The following is a 17,212-nucleotide window of genomic DNA, read 5'->3' as shown; positions in this document are numbered from 1 at the left end:
CCCGCCGGGAATCGGCTGACAAAGGGGGCCACGAGCGAACGCGGGAGACTTTCGATGAAATTGATGGCCGGCAATTCGAACCTGCCGCTCGCCAAGGCGATCGCCGAGTATCTCGAGATCCCGTTGACCCAGGCGAACGTCCGCCGCTTCGCCGACGAGGAGATCTTCGTCGAGATCCTCGAGAATGTCCGCGGCGAGGACGTGTTCGTGATGCAGTCGACGTCGTTCCCCGCGAACGACAATCTGATGGAAATGCTGATCATGATCGATGCGCTGAAGCGCGCATCGGCGCGGCGGATCACCGCGGTGCTTCCCTATTTCGGCTATGCCCGCCAGGACCGGAAGCCCGGCCCGCGCACGCCGATCTCTGCGAAGCTCGTCGCGAACCTGATCACCACGTCGGGCGCCGACCGCGTGCTCGCGATCGACCTCCACGCGGGGCAGATCCAGGGCTTCTTCGATATCCCGACCGACAATCTCTACGCCGCTCCGGTGATGAGCGCCGACATCCAGGCGCGTTTCGCGGGCAAGAATCTGATGGTCGTGTCGCCCGACGTCGGCGGTGTTGTCCGCGCGCGCGCGCTCGCCAAGCGGCTCGACAACGCGCCGCTGGCGATTGTCGACAAGCGCCGCGAACGCGCCGGCGAATCGGAAGTGATGAACATCATCGGCGACGTGAGAGGCCGCTTCTGCATCCTGATCGACGATATCGTCGATTCGGCGGGCACGCTCTGCAACGCCGCCGCCGCACTCAAAGCCGCGGGCGCCGAGGGCGTCGTCGCCTATTGCACCCACGGCGTGCTGTCGGGCGGCGCGGTGGCGCGCGTCGATGCCAGCGAACTCACCGAACTCGTCATCACCGATTCGATCCAGCCGACCGACGCGGTGAACGACAGCAGCAAGGTCCGTGCACTGACCGTCGCGCCGCTGCTCGGCGAGGCGATCAAGCGGATCGCCGACGAATCGAGCGTCTCCTCACTCTTCGACTGATATCGTCAGCGCGCCACGAGCGCGCCGACGATATGGTCGAGCTGCCGCCGGAAGGTCGCATGATCGGGCACGGCGTGAACGAGGCCGCGCGCCGTCCAGCATAAAGCCTGCGCCATGCTGCCCGCGCGCGACACTGCCGAGCCCGGCCCGCTGAACCGGATCGCCTCGGCCATCGCGGCGACGAGCCGGCGCTCGGCCGCGCGGACGGCCTCGGGCGGATCGCGCTGAAGCATCGCGACGATCTCCGTGCCATGCGGCGAGGCGTGCAGCGCCTCCATATGGCGACCGACCCAAGCATCGAGCGCGCCAGTCAGGCGCTCGACCAGCGTCTTCGCCGGCTGTTCGATGCTGGCAAGCGCCGCGGACAGCGACGAGTCGATCAGGCTCCTGGTCGCCCAGCCGATCAAGACACCCTTCGATCCATGCCGGTTGTAGAGCGCCTGACGCGACACACCGAGCGCGCGCGCAACACCCTCCATCGACGTCTTGCGCAAACCGTAGCGCGCGAACGTCGCGACGATCGGCTCAAAAGGAAAATCGCCTGCCATGACCATGATTTTACAATTTATACCATTATTGTAAAACTAATAAAATTCCCCTTTCTTGACGCGGAACGCTGCGCTTGGGCTGGCGGCGGAAGCGGGGCTGGGCTAGCGGATGTCCATGTCGCTCACATCCGATCTCCTCCTCGCCAATCGTCTCGCCGATGCCGCCGGCGAAGCGATCCGCCCGCTCTTTCGCGCCGCTTTCGCTCATGAAGCCAAGGCCGACGCGTCGCCCGTGACCGAGGCCGACCGCGGCGCCGAGGCTGCGATGCGACGCCTGCTCGATGCCGAGGCGCCGCGCGACGGGATCATCGGGGAGGAATATGGCGCCGAGCGACCCGACGCATCGCGCCAATGGGTGCTCGACCCGATCGACGGCACGGTCAGCTTCATGGCGGGCCGGCCGATCTTTGGCACGCTGATCGCGCTGCTCCAGGACGGCTGGCCCATCCTCGGCATCATCGACCAGCCGATCGCCGGCGAACGCTGGGTCGGCGCGCTCGGTCAGCCGACATTGTTCAACGGCATGCCTGCCCGCACGCGCAGCTGTCGCAACCTTGCCGACGCCGTACTCGCGACCACCGGCCCGCAATATTTCAGCGACCATGACGGCGAGCATTTCATGGCGCTCGCGGCGAAGACTTCGCACAAGCGCATGGTCTTCGGCGGCGACTGCTACAATTATGGCCTGCTCGCGAGCGGGCATATCGACATGGTGGTCGAGGCGGGATTGAAGCTCCACGACTTCGCCGCGCTCGCGCCGATCGTCGAAGGCGCCGGCGGGACGATGTGCGACTGGAACGGCGACCCGCTGAGCGCCGACAGCTCGGGGCATGTCATCGCCCTCGGCGACCCCGCGCGGCTCGAGGATGTGATCGAAGGCCTCGCCTGCCACCATCAGCACGACTAGGCGCGCCACGTCTGTCGCACCGCCGCCATCGTGCCCGGAACCTCCTTCAACATCGGCGATCTTTTCTGCTACGGAGCCGGAGCAGCGATCGCGGTGCTGGCGGAATGCTGGTGCAAATCGGCCGCGACCGCGCGTCAGGGAGAAACGAGATGGCTTTCGAAGGCAGCTGCCATTGCGGCGCGGTGACCTACACGGTCGAGGGCGACATTCCCGATACGGCGATGAGCTGCAACTGCTCGCACTGCCGCCGCAAGGGCTTCCTCCTGACCTTCGTCCCCATCGACCAGTTCCGGCTCGAGAGCGGCGCCGACAAGCTTAAGTCGTATCAGTTCAACAAGCATAATATCGACCATCAATTCTGCACTGACTGCGGCTGCCAGAGCTTTTCGGTCGGCAGCGGCCCATCGGGCGAGAAAATGGCGGCGGTGAACCTGCGCTGTGTCCCGGACACCGATCTCGATGCGCTCACCATTCACAAGGTCGATGGCGCAAGCTTCTAACCCGTGGTGACCGGCCCGCCGATCGACCAGATATGGCCGAACGGATCGGTAACCTGACCGTAACGCTGCCCCCAGAACTGGTTGTCGAGCGGAAAGCGGACCGTTGCACCGGCCGCGAGAGCTTTCTCCCAAGCAGTGTTGGCGTCGGGAACGTCGATATGCAGCCCAACCCCGGCAGGCGGCGGCGAGCCCTGCCCGCCCCCCACCATTTCGGGAAAATCATCGTTGAGCATCAGCGGCCCGCCGTTGAGATCGAGATGCGCGTGCAGGATGCGCTTGCCGTCGTCGGCCATATGGCGCCCGCTTTCGCTGGCGCCGAAAGCACGGGTATAGAAGTCGATGGCTTCCGCGGCCCGATTGTCCCGGATCGTCAGATGCGGAACGACACCTTTCATGGCACAATATTCGTCGGTCATGCGACTCACTCCCGTTCGAGGATGGAGGGGCAATTTAGCCCGCGGTGCTTGCATTCCTAAGCGAATCCGTCTAGGCGCGCGCCTTCCGATTGTGTCGGCTGGCTGAAAGGGCTGCCAGGCCGATACGCAAACGGACTTCCAAAGGAGACCAAAATGCCCAAGTTGAAGACCAAGAGCGGTGTGAAGAAACGCTTCAAATTCACCGCCTCGGGCAAGGTGAAGCACGGCGTCGCCGGCAAGCGCCACCGCCTGATTTCGCACAATTCGAAATATATCCGCACCAACCGCGGCACCAGCGTGCTCAGCGATTCGGATGTGGCCCATGTGCGCCTCTGGGCGCCCTACGGCCTGAAGTAAGGAGCGCTGAGGCATGTCACGCATCAAACGCGGCGTCACCACGCGCGCCAAGCACAAACGCGTATTGGAACAGGCGAAGGGCTTTTACGGCCGTCGCAAGAACACCATTCGCATCGCCAAGCAGGCGGTCGAAAAGGCTGGCCAGTACGCCTATCGCGACCGCAAGGTTAAGAAGCGGAATTTCCGCGGTCTGTGGATCCAGCGCATCAACGCCGCGGTCCGCGCCGAAGGTCTGACCTATTCGCAGTTCATGCACGGCGTGAAGCTGGCCGGGATCGAACTTGACCGGAAGGTCATGGCCGACCTCGCGATGAACGAAGGCACGGTCTTCACGACGATCATCGCCCAAGCGAAAGCGGCGCTGCCCAAGGCAGCCTGAGCCTCGATCCAGGCGAAAAGAAACAAGGGCGGTCCCGTCGGGGCCGCCCTTTTTCTTTGGGGTGCGGCAAGCTGGAGCGGCAGAAAACGACCGGGATCAGACCTATTCCACGTCGTCACCCCGGACTTGATCCGGGGTCCACGACTTCAGCGCTGCGATGGATCCCGGATCAAGTCCGGGATGACGAAGGACTGGAAATGGCCGATGTGAACCCCGGCGAAAGCCGGGGCCCAGTAGCGCCGTGGGGAGATGGGCCCCGGCTTTCGCCGGGGTGCACGAGAGGACAGCTCCCCACCCCCATGGCCGATACTTCTTCCCCAAACGAAGAGGCGGCCCGAAGCTCTCGCTCCGCGCCGCCTCGACAATGGTTCAGATGAAACCATCGCCCCCCCGCCCGTACCGAAAAGCCGTGGGTCGCAGAAGCCACCGGCCGGAACGAAGCTCGGAAAATCAGTCGTTTATTTCAGGTCCCCGCCAAAACCCCACCGTTGGCGCCACACAGCCATTCTCCTCGCACGCCCCGCTTCGCGAACGGACCGCGCAACTATGGCGCAGCCTGCGAGTATAAAATTGTAAGAACCCGACACAGAATGGCACCCGAGCATTGTTTTTCATGCATTTCGCCAGTTAAAACGGGACAGCATGCCGCACCGCGACGCTTCTCCTGACCTCCCGACCGAAGCGCGCGTGACCACGCGCTTCTTCCCGCTGTCGCCGCCGCTGCGTCCCTATGTCAGCACCATCTATCTAAGCGAAGTCGCGATACCCGACAGCAACCGGGTCGAAGATTATCTCCACCCCGAATGGGCGAACCTTCGATTCATCGACGGCGACCCGCCGCTCGCAGCAATCGGTGGTAGCCCGGTGGATGAAACGCCCCGCTTCATCGCCACCGGCCCGACGAGCACGGCGACCTATTTTGCGGCGGGCAACATGCGCGCGTGGGGTATCGGCATCCTGCCGATGGGCTGGGCCAAATTCATTCCCCTGCCCGCCGAAAACCTCGCCGACCGCCTGACCGACGGCAGCACCCATCCGGCCTTCGCGCCCTTTGCGCCATTGCTCGAAGCGTTGCGGCAGGTGAATGACGTCGACGCCGCGGCGGCGCTGATCGACGCGCACGTCTGCGCGCTCCTCGCCGATGCGCCGCCCGACGATCCTGCGATCCTCGCCGCGCATCAGGCACTGGTCGACGACGAGGTGACGAGCGTCGCCGACCTGTCAGCGAAACTGTCGCTTTCCGAACGCTCGATCGAGCGCCTCAGTTACCGCGCCTTCGGCTTTTCGCCCAAATTGCTGTTGCTGCGCCAGCGCTTCCTGCGCAGCCTCGGGCGCTTCATGCTCGACCCGTCGATGGCGTGGATCGATACGATGGATCATCATTATTACGACCAGGCGCAGTTCACCCGCGACTTCCAGCGGTTCATGGGGATGAGCCCGCGCGAATATGCCGCGCGGCCCAAGCCGATTTTGGGCGCCGCGGCGTTCGCGCGCGCCGCAGCCGCCGGGGCGGCGGTGCAGGGGTTGCACAAGCCCGCGGGATAGCCCCGTTTCCCGCCAATTGACTTGACCCGCGCCGCGCGTTCGGTGCAAGCGGCAGGCGACGGACGCGCGGGCAGCCGCCGTATCCATAACAAACAGAAATGCAGGCCGGCAGCGGCAGCGCCGCCGGAACAGGACGAACGACGATGAGCGATATCGAGGCCATTCAGACCCGGTTGATGAGCGACATTGAGGCGGCGAGCGATGCGGGGGCGCTTGAAGCGCTCCGCGTCGCCGCGCTCGGCAAGGCAGGCACCATCACCGCGCTGCTGAAGACGCTGGGCGGCATGACCCCCGACGAACGGCAGATGCAAGGTCCCGCGATCCACGCCCTGCGCGAAGCGGTGACCGCAGCGCTGGGCGCGCGCAAGGCGGCGCTCGACGCCGCGGCGCTCGACATCAAACTCGCCGCCGAAGCGATCGACATGTCGCTGCCCGCCGACGCGACCCCGCGGGGCAGCGTCCATCCGGTCAGCCAGGTGATGGACGAACTCGCCGAAATCTTCGCCGATATGGGGTTCGCGGTCGCAACGGGTCCCGAGATCGAGGACGACTGGCGCAACTTCACCGCGCTCAACATTCCCGAGACGCACCCCGCGCGCGCGATGCACGACACCTTCTATTTCCCGTCGCAGATGAACGACGCCGAAGGCCGCGCGATGCTGCTGCGCACGCACACCTCGCCGGTGCAGATCCGCACGATGATGAGCCAGGAACCGCCGATCCGCATCATCGCGCCCGGCCGCGTCTATCGCAGCGACAGCGATGCGACGCATACGCCGATGTTCCATCAGGTCGAAGGCCTCGTGATCGACCGCGGCATTCATATGGGCCACCTCAAATGGACGCTCGAAACCTTTCTCAAGGCTTATTTCGAGCGCGACGACATCGTGCTGCGTCTCCGCCCCAGCTATTTCCCCTTCACCGAGCCCTCGGCCGAGGTCGACGTCGGCTATAAGCAGGAAAAGGGCCGCCGCATCGTCGGCGGCAACGGCGACGATGACGGTCACGCGTGGATGGAACTGCTCGGCAGCGGCATGGTCAACCGCCGCGTGATCGCGAACTGCGGGCTCGACCCCGACGAGTGGCAGGGCTTCGCCTTCGGCGTCGGGGTCGACCGGCTGGCGATGCTGAAATATGGCATGGATGACCTTCGGGCTTTCTTCGACGGCGATCTTCGCTGGCTGTCGCACTACGGATTCGGCGCGCTGAGTGTGCCAACGCTAAGCGGGGGGATTTCGGCATGAAGATCACCCTCGACTGGCTGAAGGAGCATCTCGATACCGGCGCGACGGTCGACGATGTCGTCGCGACGCTCAACCGTATCGGCCATGAGGTCGAAGGGGTCGAGAACCCGGCCGAGAAGCTCGCGGGATTCCGCGTGGCGAAGGTGCTGACCGCCGAACGCCATCCGCAGGCCGACAAGCTGCAGGTGCTGACCGTCGACACGGGCGACGGCGGCGCGCCGCTCACCGTCGTCTGCGGCGCACCCAATGCGCGCGCAGGCCTCGTCGGCGTGCTCGGCCTTCCCGGTGCGGTCGTGCCGGCGAACGGCATGGAGCTGAAGGTCGCCGCCGTACGCGGCGTCGAATCGAATGGCATGATGTGTTCGACGCGCGAGCTCGAGCTTGGCGACGATCATGACGGGATCATCGAGCTTCCCGCCGATGCCCCGGTCGGCACGCCCTTCGCCGATTACAGCGGCGCGGGCGATCCGGTGATCGACATTTCGATCACCCCGAACCGGCAGGACTGCATGGGCGTGCGCGGGATCGCGCGCGATCTCGCCGCCGCCGGGCTCGGAACGCTGAAGCCGCTCGACATCCCGACGATCGCCGGCGAAGACGCCCCTGCGACCGAAATCCGCACCGACGATCCGGAAGGCTGCCCCGCCTTCTACGGCCGCACGATCAGCGGCGTCACCAACGGCACTGCCCCCGAATGGATGCGTCGGCGGCTCGAGGCGGTCGGCCAGCGATCGATCTCGGCGCTCGTCGACATCAGCAACTATGTGATGTTCGACCTCGGCCGCCCGAGCCATATCTATGACCGCGCCAGGCTGACCGGCGCGCTCGTCGCACGGCGCGCGAAGGACGGCGAAACCGCCGTCGCGCTCAACGGCAAGGAATATAGGCTCACCGATACGATGACGGTGCTTGCCGACGACAGCGGTGTCCACGACATCGCGGGCATCATGGGCGGCGAGCATTCGGGGTGCAGCGAGACGACGACCGACGTGCTGCTCGAAATCGCCTATTTCACCCCCGAGCGCATTGCGCTGACCGGACAGGCATTGGCGCTGACCAGCGACGCGCGCAGCCGCTTCGAGCGCGGCGTCGATCCGGCGTTTCTCGACGACGCGACCGCAATCATCACCGCGCATGTCCTCGCGATCTGCGGCGGCACGCCGTCGACGGTGACGCATGCGGGCGCGCCTCCGGCCGACGTCAAGACGGTCGATTACGACCCGGCGCTGTCGGCGACGCTCGGCGGCATCGCGATTGCCGCCGGGCGGCAGAAGGAAATTCTCGCCGCGCTCGGTTTTCAGGTGATCGAACAGGGCGGCCGCTGGCAGGTTGCAGTGCCGAGCTGGCGCCGGGATATCGACGCCGCTCCCGATATTGTCGAGGAGGTCACGCGGATCACCGGTTTCGACGCGATCGCGTCGGTTCCGTTGCCGCGTACGGATGGCGTCGCAAAACCGACCGCGACCGCCGACCAACTGCTGGAACGCCGCCTGCGCCGCGCCGCCGCTGCTGCTGGGTTCGACGAGGCGGTTACCTGGTCGTTCATCAGCGAAAACCACGCCGCGCCCTTCGGTGGCGGCATCTGGTCGCTCGCCAATCCGATCAGCGAAGACCTGAAGGTCATGCGTCCGTCGCTGCTCCCCGGCCTGCTCGCCGCCGCGCAACGCAACCAGAACCGCGGCGCGGACAGCATCCGCCTGTTCGAAATCGGCCGGCGCTATCTGGCCGACGCCGAGCATCCGACCTTGGCGGTACTGATGGCTGGCGACAAAAGCGCACGCGGCTGGCAGGCGGGCAAGGCGGCGCCCTTCGACGCTTTCGACGCCAAGGCGGCGGCGCTGGCGCTGCTCGAAGCCGCCGGCGCGCCTGCCGACCGGCTGCAGGTAATGGAAGCCATCGCCACGGGGAGCATCTGGCATCCCGGCCAGTCTGCGACGCTGCGGCTCGGGCCCAAGGCAGTGCTCGCCGAGTTCGGCGCGCTTCATCCGCTGCTCACCCGTGCCTTCGACGTCGACGGTCCGGTAATGGCGGTGCAGATCTTCCTCGATGCGATCCCGGCGAAGCGTGCCAGCGGACCCGCGCGCGCGGCCTTCACGCCGCCCGCGCTGCAACCGGTGCGCCGCGACTTCGCTTTCCTCGCGCCGACGGGCCTGACCGCCGCCGATCTGGTGCGCGCGATCCGCGGTGCCGACAAGGCGAGCATCGTCGATGCGCGGCTGTTCGACCGCTTTGCCGGCCAGGGCGTTTCCGAAGGTCAGGTGAGCCTGGCGGTCGAGGTCGTACTTCAGCCGCTCGAGAAGAGCTTCAACGACGCCGAACTGAAGACGATCGCCGACAAGGTCGTGGCGGCGGCGGCGAAGGTCGGCGCCGTGCTGCGCGGCTGATCGTCGGATCGCCGGGATAAAGGGAGAGTTTGATATGGACACCCGCCACCTCGTCGATCGCGAGATCGCGCCGATCATCGACCTGTTTCCCCGCGTCGATCTGGACGCGGCGCCGATCGCGCAGACCCGCGCCAGGGCGGCGGAAACCTATTCGATCCTGCCGCCGCCGGTGATCGCGCCCGAAAAGCTGGTCGTGCCGTCAATCCATGGCGGACCCGACATCATGATGTTCCTCTATCGCCCCGCCGAAACGCGCCCGGGCAGCGGCGCGATCCTTCATATTCATGGCGGCGGCATGGTGATGGGGTCGGTCGAGCAGATGCAGGCGGGACCTGCCGCGCTGGCGGCGGCGGCAGGCGTACCCGTTGCGTCGGTCGAATATCGCCTGGCCCCCGAGCATCCGTTCCCTGCACCGCAGGAGGATTGCCATTCGGCGCTACACTGGCTCGCGGGACAGGCGGATGCGTTCGGCTTCGATGCGAGCCGGATCGTCGTTGCGGGCGAGAGCGCGGGCGGCGGGCTTGCCGCCGCGCTCGCCATCATGGCACGCGATCTCGGCGGTCCCGCGATCGCCGGCCAGCTCCTTACCTATCCGATGCTCGATCATCGCACCGGCGGCGACGCCTGCCCCTATCGCAATCCGGTCACCGGCGAATTCATCTGGACGCGCGCGAGCAACCGCTTCGGCTGGCGCGCACTGCAGGGCGACTACAAGGCCGACGATGACCGGCGCGGCTGGTTCTCGCCGAGCCTCGCCGAAGATCTGACAGGTTTGCCGCCGGCCTATATCGCAACGGGCAGCCTCGACCTCTTCTTCGACGAAAATCTCGACTATGCGCGCCGCCTCGTCGCGGCGGGGGTGCCCGTCGACCTGCACAGCTATGCCGGCGCGATCCACGCCTTCAATGCGATTCCCGGTGCCGCGCTGTCGCAGCGTTTCAACGGCGGGCTGCTCGCCGCAGCGGCAGCGATGACCCAGGCGAACTGAAGGCTACCGGTCACCAGATGTCGGCGCGCCGGTCGGCGGCGAGAAACATCGGATCGCCAGGCTTCACGTCGAAGGCGTCGTAATAGGGCTGGAAATGCACGACGATCCCGTTGACGCGGTAGCGTTCGGGCGGGTGCGGGTTCGTCCGGATCAGCGCGCGCAGCGCATCGTCACGGCGCTTGCCGAGATAGCCCTGCGCATAACCGAGCAGGAAACGCTGCGCTCCGGTGAGGCCGTCGAGCACCGGCGGCGTCCGGCCGCGCAGGCTGTTCCGATAGGCTTGCCACGCAACTTTCAGGCCGGCGAGGTCGGCGATATTTTCCGAAAGGACGAGCCGCCCGTCGACATGCTCGCCCGGCAGCGGTTCGAACGCGTCGAACTGGCGGACCAGAAGCGCGGTGCGTACTTCATAGCGCGTGTGGTCGGCGGCGGTCCACCAGTCGCGCAGATTGCCCGCCGCGTCATATTGGCTGCCGCGATTGTCGAAGCCATGGCTCATCTCGTGACCGATCGTCGCACCGGTCGAGCCGTAATTATAGGCATCGTCCGCGCGCGGATCGAACAGCGGCGGCTGCAATATGCCGGCGGGAAAGGCGATCTCGTTGGTCTGGGGGGCGTAATAGGCGTCGGGCGTCGAAACATTCATCTGCCATTCGCCCCGATCGACCGTCGCCCCGACACGGCGATGCTGCCGGTCGAACTCGAACCGCTGCGCCCGCAGCACATTGCCGGCGAGGTCGTCCGGCCGGATATCGAGCGCCGAATAGTCGCGCCAGCGAGCGGGATAGCCGATCTTGACGTCCATCGCCGCGAGCTTGGCGAGCGCTTGCGCTTTCGTTGGCGCGTCCATCCAGTCGAGCGCGGCGATCCGCTCGCGATAGGCGGCGAACAGGCCCTGCACCAGCGCGTCCGCCTTCGCCTTGGCGACCGGCGGGAAATAGTGTGCGACATACATCTTGCCGCCCGCTTCGCCGAGCAGCCGGTCGACGAGTGCACAGGCCCGCTTCCACCGTTCGGTCGGTTCCTGCGTGCCGCGCAGCACGCGCTCGTTGAACGCGAAATCTTCTGTCGCGAGACGGCCGGGCAGATAGGGCGCCATGCCCGACACGAGTAGATAGCGGAAATAGGCCTTCCAGTCCTCGAGCCGGACGGTGCGGGCGAGGCCGGAAACGCCGGCAAGATAGTCGGGCTGGCGCGCGATACTTCGCGCCGGAATGCCCGCCATGCCTGCGCCGGCAAAATAGCGCTCCCAGTCGAAGCCGCCGCCGAGCGCCGACAGTTCCCCTGCCGTTTTGGGATTATAGGTCTTGCGCGGGTCGCGGCGATCGACGGGAATCCACTGCAGGCGAGCGATCGCGGTTTCCAGCGCGAGAATCGCGTCGGCATGACGCGCCGCGTCGGCATCGCCGGCCAGCGACAGCATCGCCGCCACATGCTCGCGATATGCCGCACGTTTGTCCGCGAAGGCAGGCGTGCCTCCGAGATAATAGTCCTTGCCGGGCAGCCCGAGGTCGTTCTGCGACAGCCACAGCGCATAATGGCGCGCGTCCCGGGCGTCCGGCGCGACATAGCTTGAAATCGGAACCGCGAGACCCAGCCGGTCGAGCCGGCCTATGACGAATGCCAGATCGCGCGTATCGGCAATCGCATCGATCGCAGCCAGTTCCTCGCGCAGCGGATCGAGACCGGCGGCTTCGATCGCCGCCTCGTCCATGAAACTGGCATAGAGCGCGCCGGCCTTGCGCGCCTCCGGGTCACGCGATCGACGTGCGGTCTCGAACAGTGCACGCTGGCGCAATCGCGCCTCGTCAATCATCATCTGCTGTACCCCGAAGCTCGACCGGTCGGGCGGAATCGCAACGGTCCGCAACCAGGTGCCGTTGGCGAAATCGAAGAAATCGGTGCCGGGCGACACCGACTGGTCCATATTGTCCAGCAGGACGCCGCTGCGTGCGGCTTCACGAAAGCCGGACGCCGGCAGCGGGGCCGACACGGCAAGCAATGCGACGGCTGCCGCGATCGATCGCTTGCCCGAAAAGGTTTCGGATGCTCGAATGCCGCGCTGCATTTTTCCTCTCCAAATAGTCCGAATCGGACTATTACCGGGTGTAAAAATTGCAGGCAAGGAGAATTGACGTTGCTCACCGAACTTGAAGGCGCAATCCTGTCGGATATCTACCATCGCGGCCGCGACACCGCGTTCAAGATACGCCGCGCTTTCGCCGAATCCCCCTCGCTCGAATGGAAAGGGAGCGCGGGCGCAGTCTATTCCGCTATCCAGCGCATGGAACGCAGGGGCCTGGTGCTCGCCGTGCCGCTGGACGACGCACGCGGAACGAAGCGGCTCTCGGTCACCGAAGCGGGTTGCGACGCGCTTCATGACTGGGCCTGCGACCCCGCCCGATCGGCAAGCGTTGGGATCGACCCGTTCCGGCTGCGGTCGGGCATCTGGCTGACTCTCGACGCGCCCGAACGCACATCGGTCCTTCGCGCCATCCGCAAGGGAATCGAGCAGAGCATCGCGGCGCACAAGGCCTATGCGCGCCTGCACGACACAATCGAAGGCTCGAGCATCGACCTCAGCCTGCGGCTGCAGAAGGCCCGCCTCGCGTGGCTGGAGGCGATCGAGGAGGGCGAACCGCAAGAATGAGGATACCCGTAGCCGCTGGATGACGCGTAGCTGACGCGTCGTGCACCGCGCTAGGCGGCTACGGCTTCCTCGCTGCGATTCGCTGCCGCCTCGAGCAGGCGTTTTTCCAAATTTTTCACGCGCGCCGTGCCGTCGATCTTGTCGCCGATCAGGTCGGTCACATAGAAGGTGTCGACCGCGCGTTCGCCGTAAGTCGCGACATGCGCCGAATGCACCGTCACCTTCGACTGGAAGAGCGCATAGGCGAGCTGGTTGAGCAGCGCCGGGCGGTCCTGCGCGTTGATTTCGATGACGGTGAAGCGATTGGAAGCCTTGTTGTCGACGAAGACATTCGGCGCGATGCGAAACGCCTCGGCACGCGTTCGCGGCAGCGCGCGGGCTTCGAGTTTCGGCAGCAATTTGTGTCGGTTGGCGAGTGCATCCTCGATCGCGCGGGTCAGCCGGTCGATCTGCCCCGCCTCGGCGAACGGCCGGCCGAGCGGGTCCTGGACGAGGAAATTGTCGAGCGCGAGACCGTCGCGCGTCGTGTGGATGCGCGCGTCGATGATATTGCCGCCGGCAAGATGGATGCCCCCTGCCATGCGATAAAAGAGCCCCGGATGGTCAGCGGCAAGCACCATGACCAGCGTCGCGCCGCGATCCGCGTCGGGCACGGCTGCGATATGAAGCGGCGCGTCGCCCGCTTCCTGGATGTGGCGCAAATTGGCGACGATCACTTCGACCGGCTCGGCGATCCAGTAACTTTCGGGAAGCGGCCTGATCAGCTTCGCGAAACCCTTGTCGTCGAGGCCGAGCATCCCCGCCGCCGCCTCTTTTTTCGCTTCGATCCGCGCCTCGCGCCCCTTTTGCTTGTGACCGAGGCGCAGCACCTCTTCGGCGGCATCATAAAGTTCGGTGAGCAGCTGGCGTTTCCAGCTGTTCCACACGCCCGGGCCGACTGCGCGGATATCGACGACGGTGAGGACGAGCAGCAGGCGCAGGCGCTCGGGCGACTGCACGACCTGAGCGAAATCGAGAATCGTTTTGAAATCGGCAAGATCGCGCTTGAACGCCGTCGCCGACATCAGCAGGTGATATCGCACCAGCCACGACACCGTCTCGGTCTCGGCCTCGCTGAGCCCGAGCCGCGGGCAGACGCGGAGCGCGAGTTCGGCGCCCAGCACGCTATGGTCGCCGCCGCGTCCCTTGGCGATGTCGTGAAGCAGCACCGCGACGTAAATGACGCGCCGCGAATGGATCTGGTCCATGATCGCGGTCGATAGCGGATGATCGTCCTTGAGCCGGTCCTGTTCGATATCGGCGAGAAGGCCGATCGCGCGGATCGTATGCTCGTCGACCGTATAATGATGATACATGTCGAACTGCATCTGCGCGACGACGCGGCCGAAATCGGGAACGAAGCGGCCGAACACCCCCGCCTCGTTCATCCAGCGCAGCACCGTTTCGGGATCGCGCGGGCTGGTCAGCACGTCGAGGAACAATTCATTGGCGCGCGCAATCCGGCGCACCCCCTGAGTCTCGATCAGCTTGGCATCGTGGCGCGCCTGCCGCATCGCCTGCGGATGGATTTCGAGCCCATGCTTGTCGGCGAGCGCAAAAATCTCGACCAGCCGCACGGGGTCCTGCCGGAAAAAATCATCGCCTGGCAGCGCAAGGCGGCCACGGTCGAGAACAAAGCCGTGGAGCTTGCCGGGTCGCCGCCGGATCGTCGGCAGGAAGCGCCGCCCGCGTGCCGCCATCTGATCGTCGAGATGCGCAAGGAAGGTGCCGGTGACGTCACCGACGCTTTTCGCATGCAGGAAATAGAGCTGCATGAAGCGCTCGACCGCGCTCTTGCCCGGCCGGTCGGCGAAATGCATCCGGCGCGCGATTTCGGGCTGGAAGTCGAAGGTCAGCCGGTCCTCGGCGCGCCCCGCGAGTATGTGGAGATGGCAGCGCACCGCGAGAAGGAAATTTTCGGCGCGCTCGAACTGCCGAAGTTCGCGTGCCGACATGAGTCCGGCATCGACAAGCTCGGGAACGGTGCGGACGCGGTGGATGAACTTGCCGATCCAGAACAGCGTATGGAGGTCGCGCAGACCGCCCTTCCCTTCCTTCACATTGGGTTCGACGACATAGCGCGAATCGCCCATGCGCTTGTGGCGCTCGTCGCGCTCGGCAAGCTTGTCGGCGACGAACGCGCGCGCATTTCCCGCGACGACCTCGGCATCGAAGCGCGCCGATGCCTGGTCGTAGAGCGCACGGTCGCCCCAGATGAAACGCCCCTCGAGCAGCGCGGTACGGATCGTCAGATCCTCCTTCGCCGCGCGTACCATCTCGTCGAGCGAGCGCGACGAATGGCCGACCTTCAGCCCCAGATCCCACAGCGTATAGAGCTGGGCCTCGATCACCTGCTCGGTCCAGCTCGTCTGTTTGAACGGCGTGATAAAGCCGATGTCGATGTCGCTGTGCGGCGCCATTTCGCCGCGGCCATAGCCGCCGACAGCGATCAGTGTGATGCGCTCACCCGCCGATCGGTTGCTCGCCGGATAGAGATGGCCGGTTGTGAAATCATGGCTGAGGCGGACGATCTGATCGATCAGAAAGGCGGTCGCGTTCGCCGCGACCCGCCCGGCCGAGGGATGCGCGAGCAGCCGGCGCTCGATCTCGGCACGACCATCTTCGAGCGCTCCCTTGAGCAAGTCGACCATCGCGCGGCGGCGCTTGCCGGTATCGTTCGTCTCGCCCGCGATCTCGTCGAGCCGCCCCGACAGCGCCCGGCGATCGATGATCGCGCGGCGCTCTCCGAGGTTGTCGAACAGGTCGCTCACGTCTCGTCCGCCATCAACCGCTTGAGCGTGTAGAGCGCGTCGAGCGCCTCGCGCGGGGCGAGCGCATCGGGATCGATCGCGCCGAGCGCTTCTCGCAGCGCGTCCTTGACCGCCGCGGGCGCCTCGGCGAGCGTGGCGGCGAAGAGCGGCAGATCGTCGAGGCCAGCGGCAAGCCCGCCGGTTGCCTCGCGCCCCGCCTCGAGTTTGGCGAGAACCGCTTCGGCGCGCTTGACCACGCCCGCCGGAACCCCCGCGAGGCGCGCGACGGCGAGGCCGTAGCTGCGATCAGCGGGCCCCTCGGCAACTTCGTGGAGCAGCACGAGGTCGCCCTGCCATTCGCGCGCGCGGACATGGTGGAGCGAAAGCGCGTTCAAGGTTTCGGCGAGGCGCGTCAGTTCGTGATAATGGGTCGCGAAGAGGCAGCGGCACTTGTTGACCTCGTGCACCGCCTCGACCACCGACCAGGCGAGCGCGAGCCCGTCGTAAGTCGAGGTGCCACGCCCGACCTCGTCGAGAATGACGAAGCTTTGCGGAGTAGCCTGCGCAAGGATCGCTGCGGTTTCGACCATCTCGACCATGAAGGTCGAGCGCCCGCGCGCGAGATTGTCGCTCGCGCCGACGCGGCTGAACAACCGGTCGACGAGGCCCAGCTTCGCCGATGCCGCGGGCACGAAACCGCCCGCCTGCGCGAGCACGACGATCAGCGCATTCTGGCGCAGGAAGGTCGACTTGCCGCCCATGTTCGGACCGGTGACGAGCCAGAGCCGGTCGCGTTCCGACAGCGACACATCGTTGGGCACGAATCGCTCGCCCGATTTCGCGAGCGCCGCCTCGACCACCGGATGCCGCCCGCCGCGGACATCGAGGCACGGGGTATCGGCGAGATCGGGACGGCACCAGTTGTGGCTCATCGCATGGTCGGCGAGCGCGGCGGCGACGTCGATGCGCGCGAGCACGTCGCACGATGCGGCGATCGCTTCGCGGCGCGCAATGGCAGCATCGGTCAGCGATTCGAGATGCGCGGCCTCGGCAGCGACTGCGTGGACGCCCGCCTGCGTGACGCGGCTCGCGGCCTCGTGCAGGTCGGACGAGTTGAAGCGCACGACGCCCGCAAGCGTCTGGCGGTGGGTGAAGCCCGATTCGGGGAGCATCAGCGCATCGGCATGCTTCGCGGGGACCTCGACATGATAGCCGAGCACGCCGTTGTGGCGGATCTTGAGCGACGCGATGCCGGTGCGATCGCGATATCCGGCTTCGAGCGCGGCAATCGCCTTGCGCCCGTCGCGGGCGGTTTCGCGCAAGGCGTCGAGCGCGTGGTCATAGCCTTCGGCGACATAGCCGCCCTGCGCGGCGTCGACCGGCGGCGTCTCGACAAGCGCACGCGTCAGTTCGTCGACGAGCGCACCATGGCCGTCGAGCCCCGGAAGCAGGCGCGCGAGCAACGGGGGCAGATCGGCGCGGCGCGCGAGTCGTTCGCGCAGCAGCCGCGCTCCA

General features: G+C 66.1%; 15 protein-coding genes. 10 read left to right on the top strand and 5 right to left on the bottom strand.

Annotated features, from left to right (window positions below; translation table 11 throughout):
• Positions 1-54: 54 nt before the first annotated feature.
• Positions 55-990 (top strand): ribose-phosphate pyrophosphokinase, encoded by a 936-nt coding sequence (locus VGD20_RS00465; RefSeq protein ID WP_331132568.1) that lies wholly within the window; start codon positions 55-57, stop codon positions 988-990.
• Between the two features lie 5 nt (positions 991-995).
• Here the strand turns inward: VGD20_RS00465 and VGD20_RS00460 are convergent, their stop codons facing one another.
• Entirely contained in the window at positions 996-1,538 is a 543-nt protein-coding gene (locus VGD20_RS00460; protein ID WP_331132567.1) for a TetR/AcrR family transcriptional regulator, read from the bottom strand.
• Between the two features lie 115 nt (positions 1,539-1,653).
• Between VGD20_RS00460 and hisN the strand changes: the two genes are divergently transcribed.
• Together hisN and VGD20_RS00450 are read left to right on the top strand one after the other, a co-directional pair.
• Positions 1,654-2,445, top strand: a complete 792-nt coding sequence (gene hisN, locus VGD20_RS00455; RefSeq protein ID WP_331132566.1) for a histidinol-phosphatase — start codon at positions 1,654-1,656, stop codon at positions 2,443-2,445.
• Between the two features lie 149 nt (positions 2,446-2,594).
• Positions 2,595-2,945, top strand: a complete 351-nt coding sequence (locus tag VGD20_RS00450) for a GFA family protein (RefSeq protein WP_331132565.1) — start codon at positions 2,595-2,597, stop codon at positions 2,943-2,945.
• Here VGD20_RS00450 and VGD20_RS00445 read toward each other — a convergent pair.
• Positions 2,942-3,361 (bottom strand): VOC family protein, encoded by a 420-nt coding sequence (locus tag VGD20_RS00445; protein WP_331132564.1) that lies wholly within the window; start codon positions 3,359-3,361, stop codon positions 2,942-2,944. The two genes, VGD20_RS00450 and VGD20_RS00445, sit on opposite strands and share 4 nt — an antisense overlap.
• Positions 3,362-3,514: 153 nt before the next feature.
• Between VGD20_RS00445 and rpmI the strand changes: the two genes are divergently transcribed.
• The 6 genes from rpmI to VGD20_RS00415 all read left to right on the top strand — a co-directional run bounded on the left by rpmI (position 3,515) and on the right by VGD20_RS00415 (position 10,258).
• Positions 3,515-3,718 (top strand): 50S ribosomal protein L35, encoded by a 204-nt coding sequence (gene rpmI / locus VGD20_RS00440; protein WP_106000796.1) that lies wholly within the window; start codon positions 3,515-3,517, stop codon positions 3,716-3,718.
• 13 nt (positions 3,719-3,731) lie between these two features.
• Positions 3,732-4,097: a 50S ribosomal protein L20 gene (gene rplT, locus VGD20_RS00435; protein ID WP_137752332.1), complete on the top strand. Its 366-nt coding sequence runs from the start codon at positions 3,732-3,734 to the stop codon at positions 4,095-4,097.
• 687 nt (positions 4,098-4,784) lie between these two features.
• A complete protein-coding gene (locus VGD20_RS00430) occupies positions 4,785-5,642 on the top strand; it encodes a helix-turn-helix domain-containing protein (protein ID WP_331132563.1) in 858 nt (285 codons plus the stop codon).
• 143 nt (positions 5,643-5,785) lie between these two features.
• The gene (pheS, locus tag VGD20_RS00425) at positions 5,786-6,886 is read left to right on the top strand and encodes a phenylalanine--tRNA ligase subunit alpha (protein WP_331132562.1); all 1,101 of its coding nucleotides are present in this window, start codon (positions 5,786-5,788) and stop codon (positions 6,884-6,886) included.
• Positions 6,883-9,270 (top strand): phenylalanine--tRNA ligase subunit beta, encoded by a 2,388-nt coding sequence (gene pheT, locus VGD20_RS00420; protein WP_331132561.1) that lies wholly within the window; start codon positions 6,883-6,885, stop codon positions 9,268-9,270. The genes pheS and pheT overlap by 4 nt, the downstream gene beginning before the upstream one ends.
• A 34-nt stretch (positions 9,271-9,304) precedes the next feature.
• Positions 9,305-10,258: an alpha/beta hydrolase gene (locus VGD20_RS00415; protein WP_331132560.1), complete on the top strand. Its 954-nt coding sequence runs from the start codon at positions 9,305-9,307 to the stop codon at positions 10,256-10,258.
• 10 nt (positions 10,259-10,268) lie between these two features.
• On the opposite strand, the gene VGD20_RS00410 is transcribed toward VGD20_RS00415, so the two are convergent.
• Positions 10,269-12,326, bottom strand: a complete 2,058-nt coding sequence (locus VGD20_RS00410) for a M13 family metallopeptidase (protein ID WP_331132559.1) — start codon at positions 12,324-12,326, stop codon at positions 10,269-10,271.
• A gap of 69 nt (positions 12,327-12,395) precedes the next feature.
• Here VGD20_RS00410 and VGD20_RS00405 point away from each other — a divergent pair, with 69 nt between their 5' ends.
• Positions 12,396-12,908, top strand: coding sequence for a hypothetical protein (locus VGD20_RS00405; RefSeq protein WP_331132558.1), 513 nt, complete (start codon positions 12,396-12,398; stop codon positions 12,906-12,908).
• Positions 12,909-12,958: 50 nt separating this feature from the next.
• Here VGD20_RS00405 and VGD20_RS00400 read toward each other — a convergent pair whose 3' ends face one another.
• Together VGD20_RS00400 and mutS are read right to left on the bottom strand one after the other, a co-directional pair.
• A complete protein-coding gene (locus VGD20_RS00400) occupies positions 12,959-15,718 on the bottom strand; it encodes a [protein-PII] uridylyltransferase (RefSeq protein WP_331132557.1) in 2,760 nt (919 codons plus the stop codon).
• Positions 15,715-17,212: DNA mismatch repair protein MutS (mutS, locus tag VGD20_RS00395; protein WP_331132556.1), on the bottom strand; the 1,498-nt coding region annotated here is incomplete at its 5' end. The genes mutS and VGD20_RS00400, both read right to left, overlap by 4 nt.

The organism is Sphingopyxis sp. (assembly GCF_036402335.1).
In the GTDB taxonomy this organism is placed as follows: domain Bacteria; phylum Pseudomonadota; class Alphaproteobacteria; order Sphingomonadales; family Sphingomonadaceae; genus Sphingopyxis.
The sequence above is the reverse complement of the archived record's forward strand: the minus strand, read 5'-3'. Positions and strand labels throughout refer to the sequence as shown.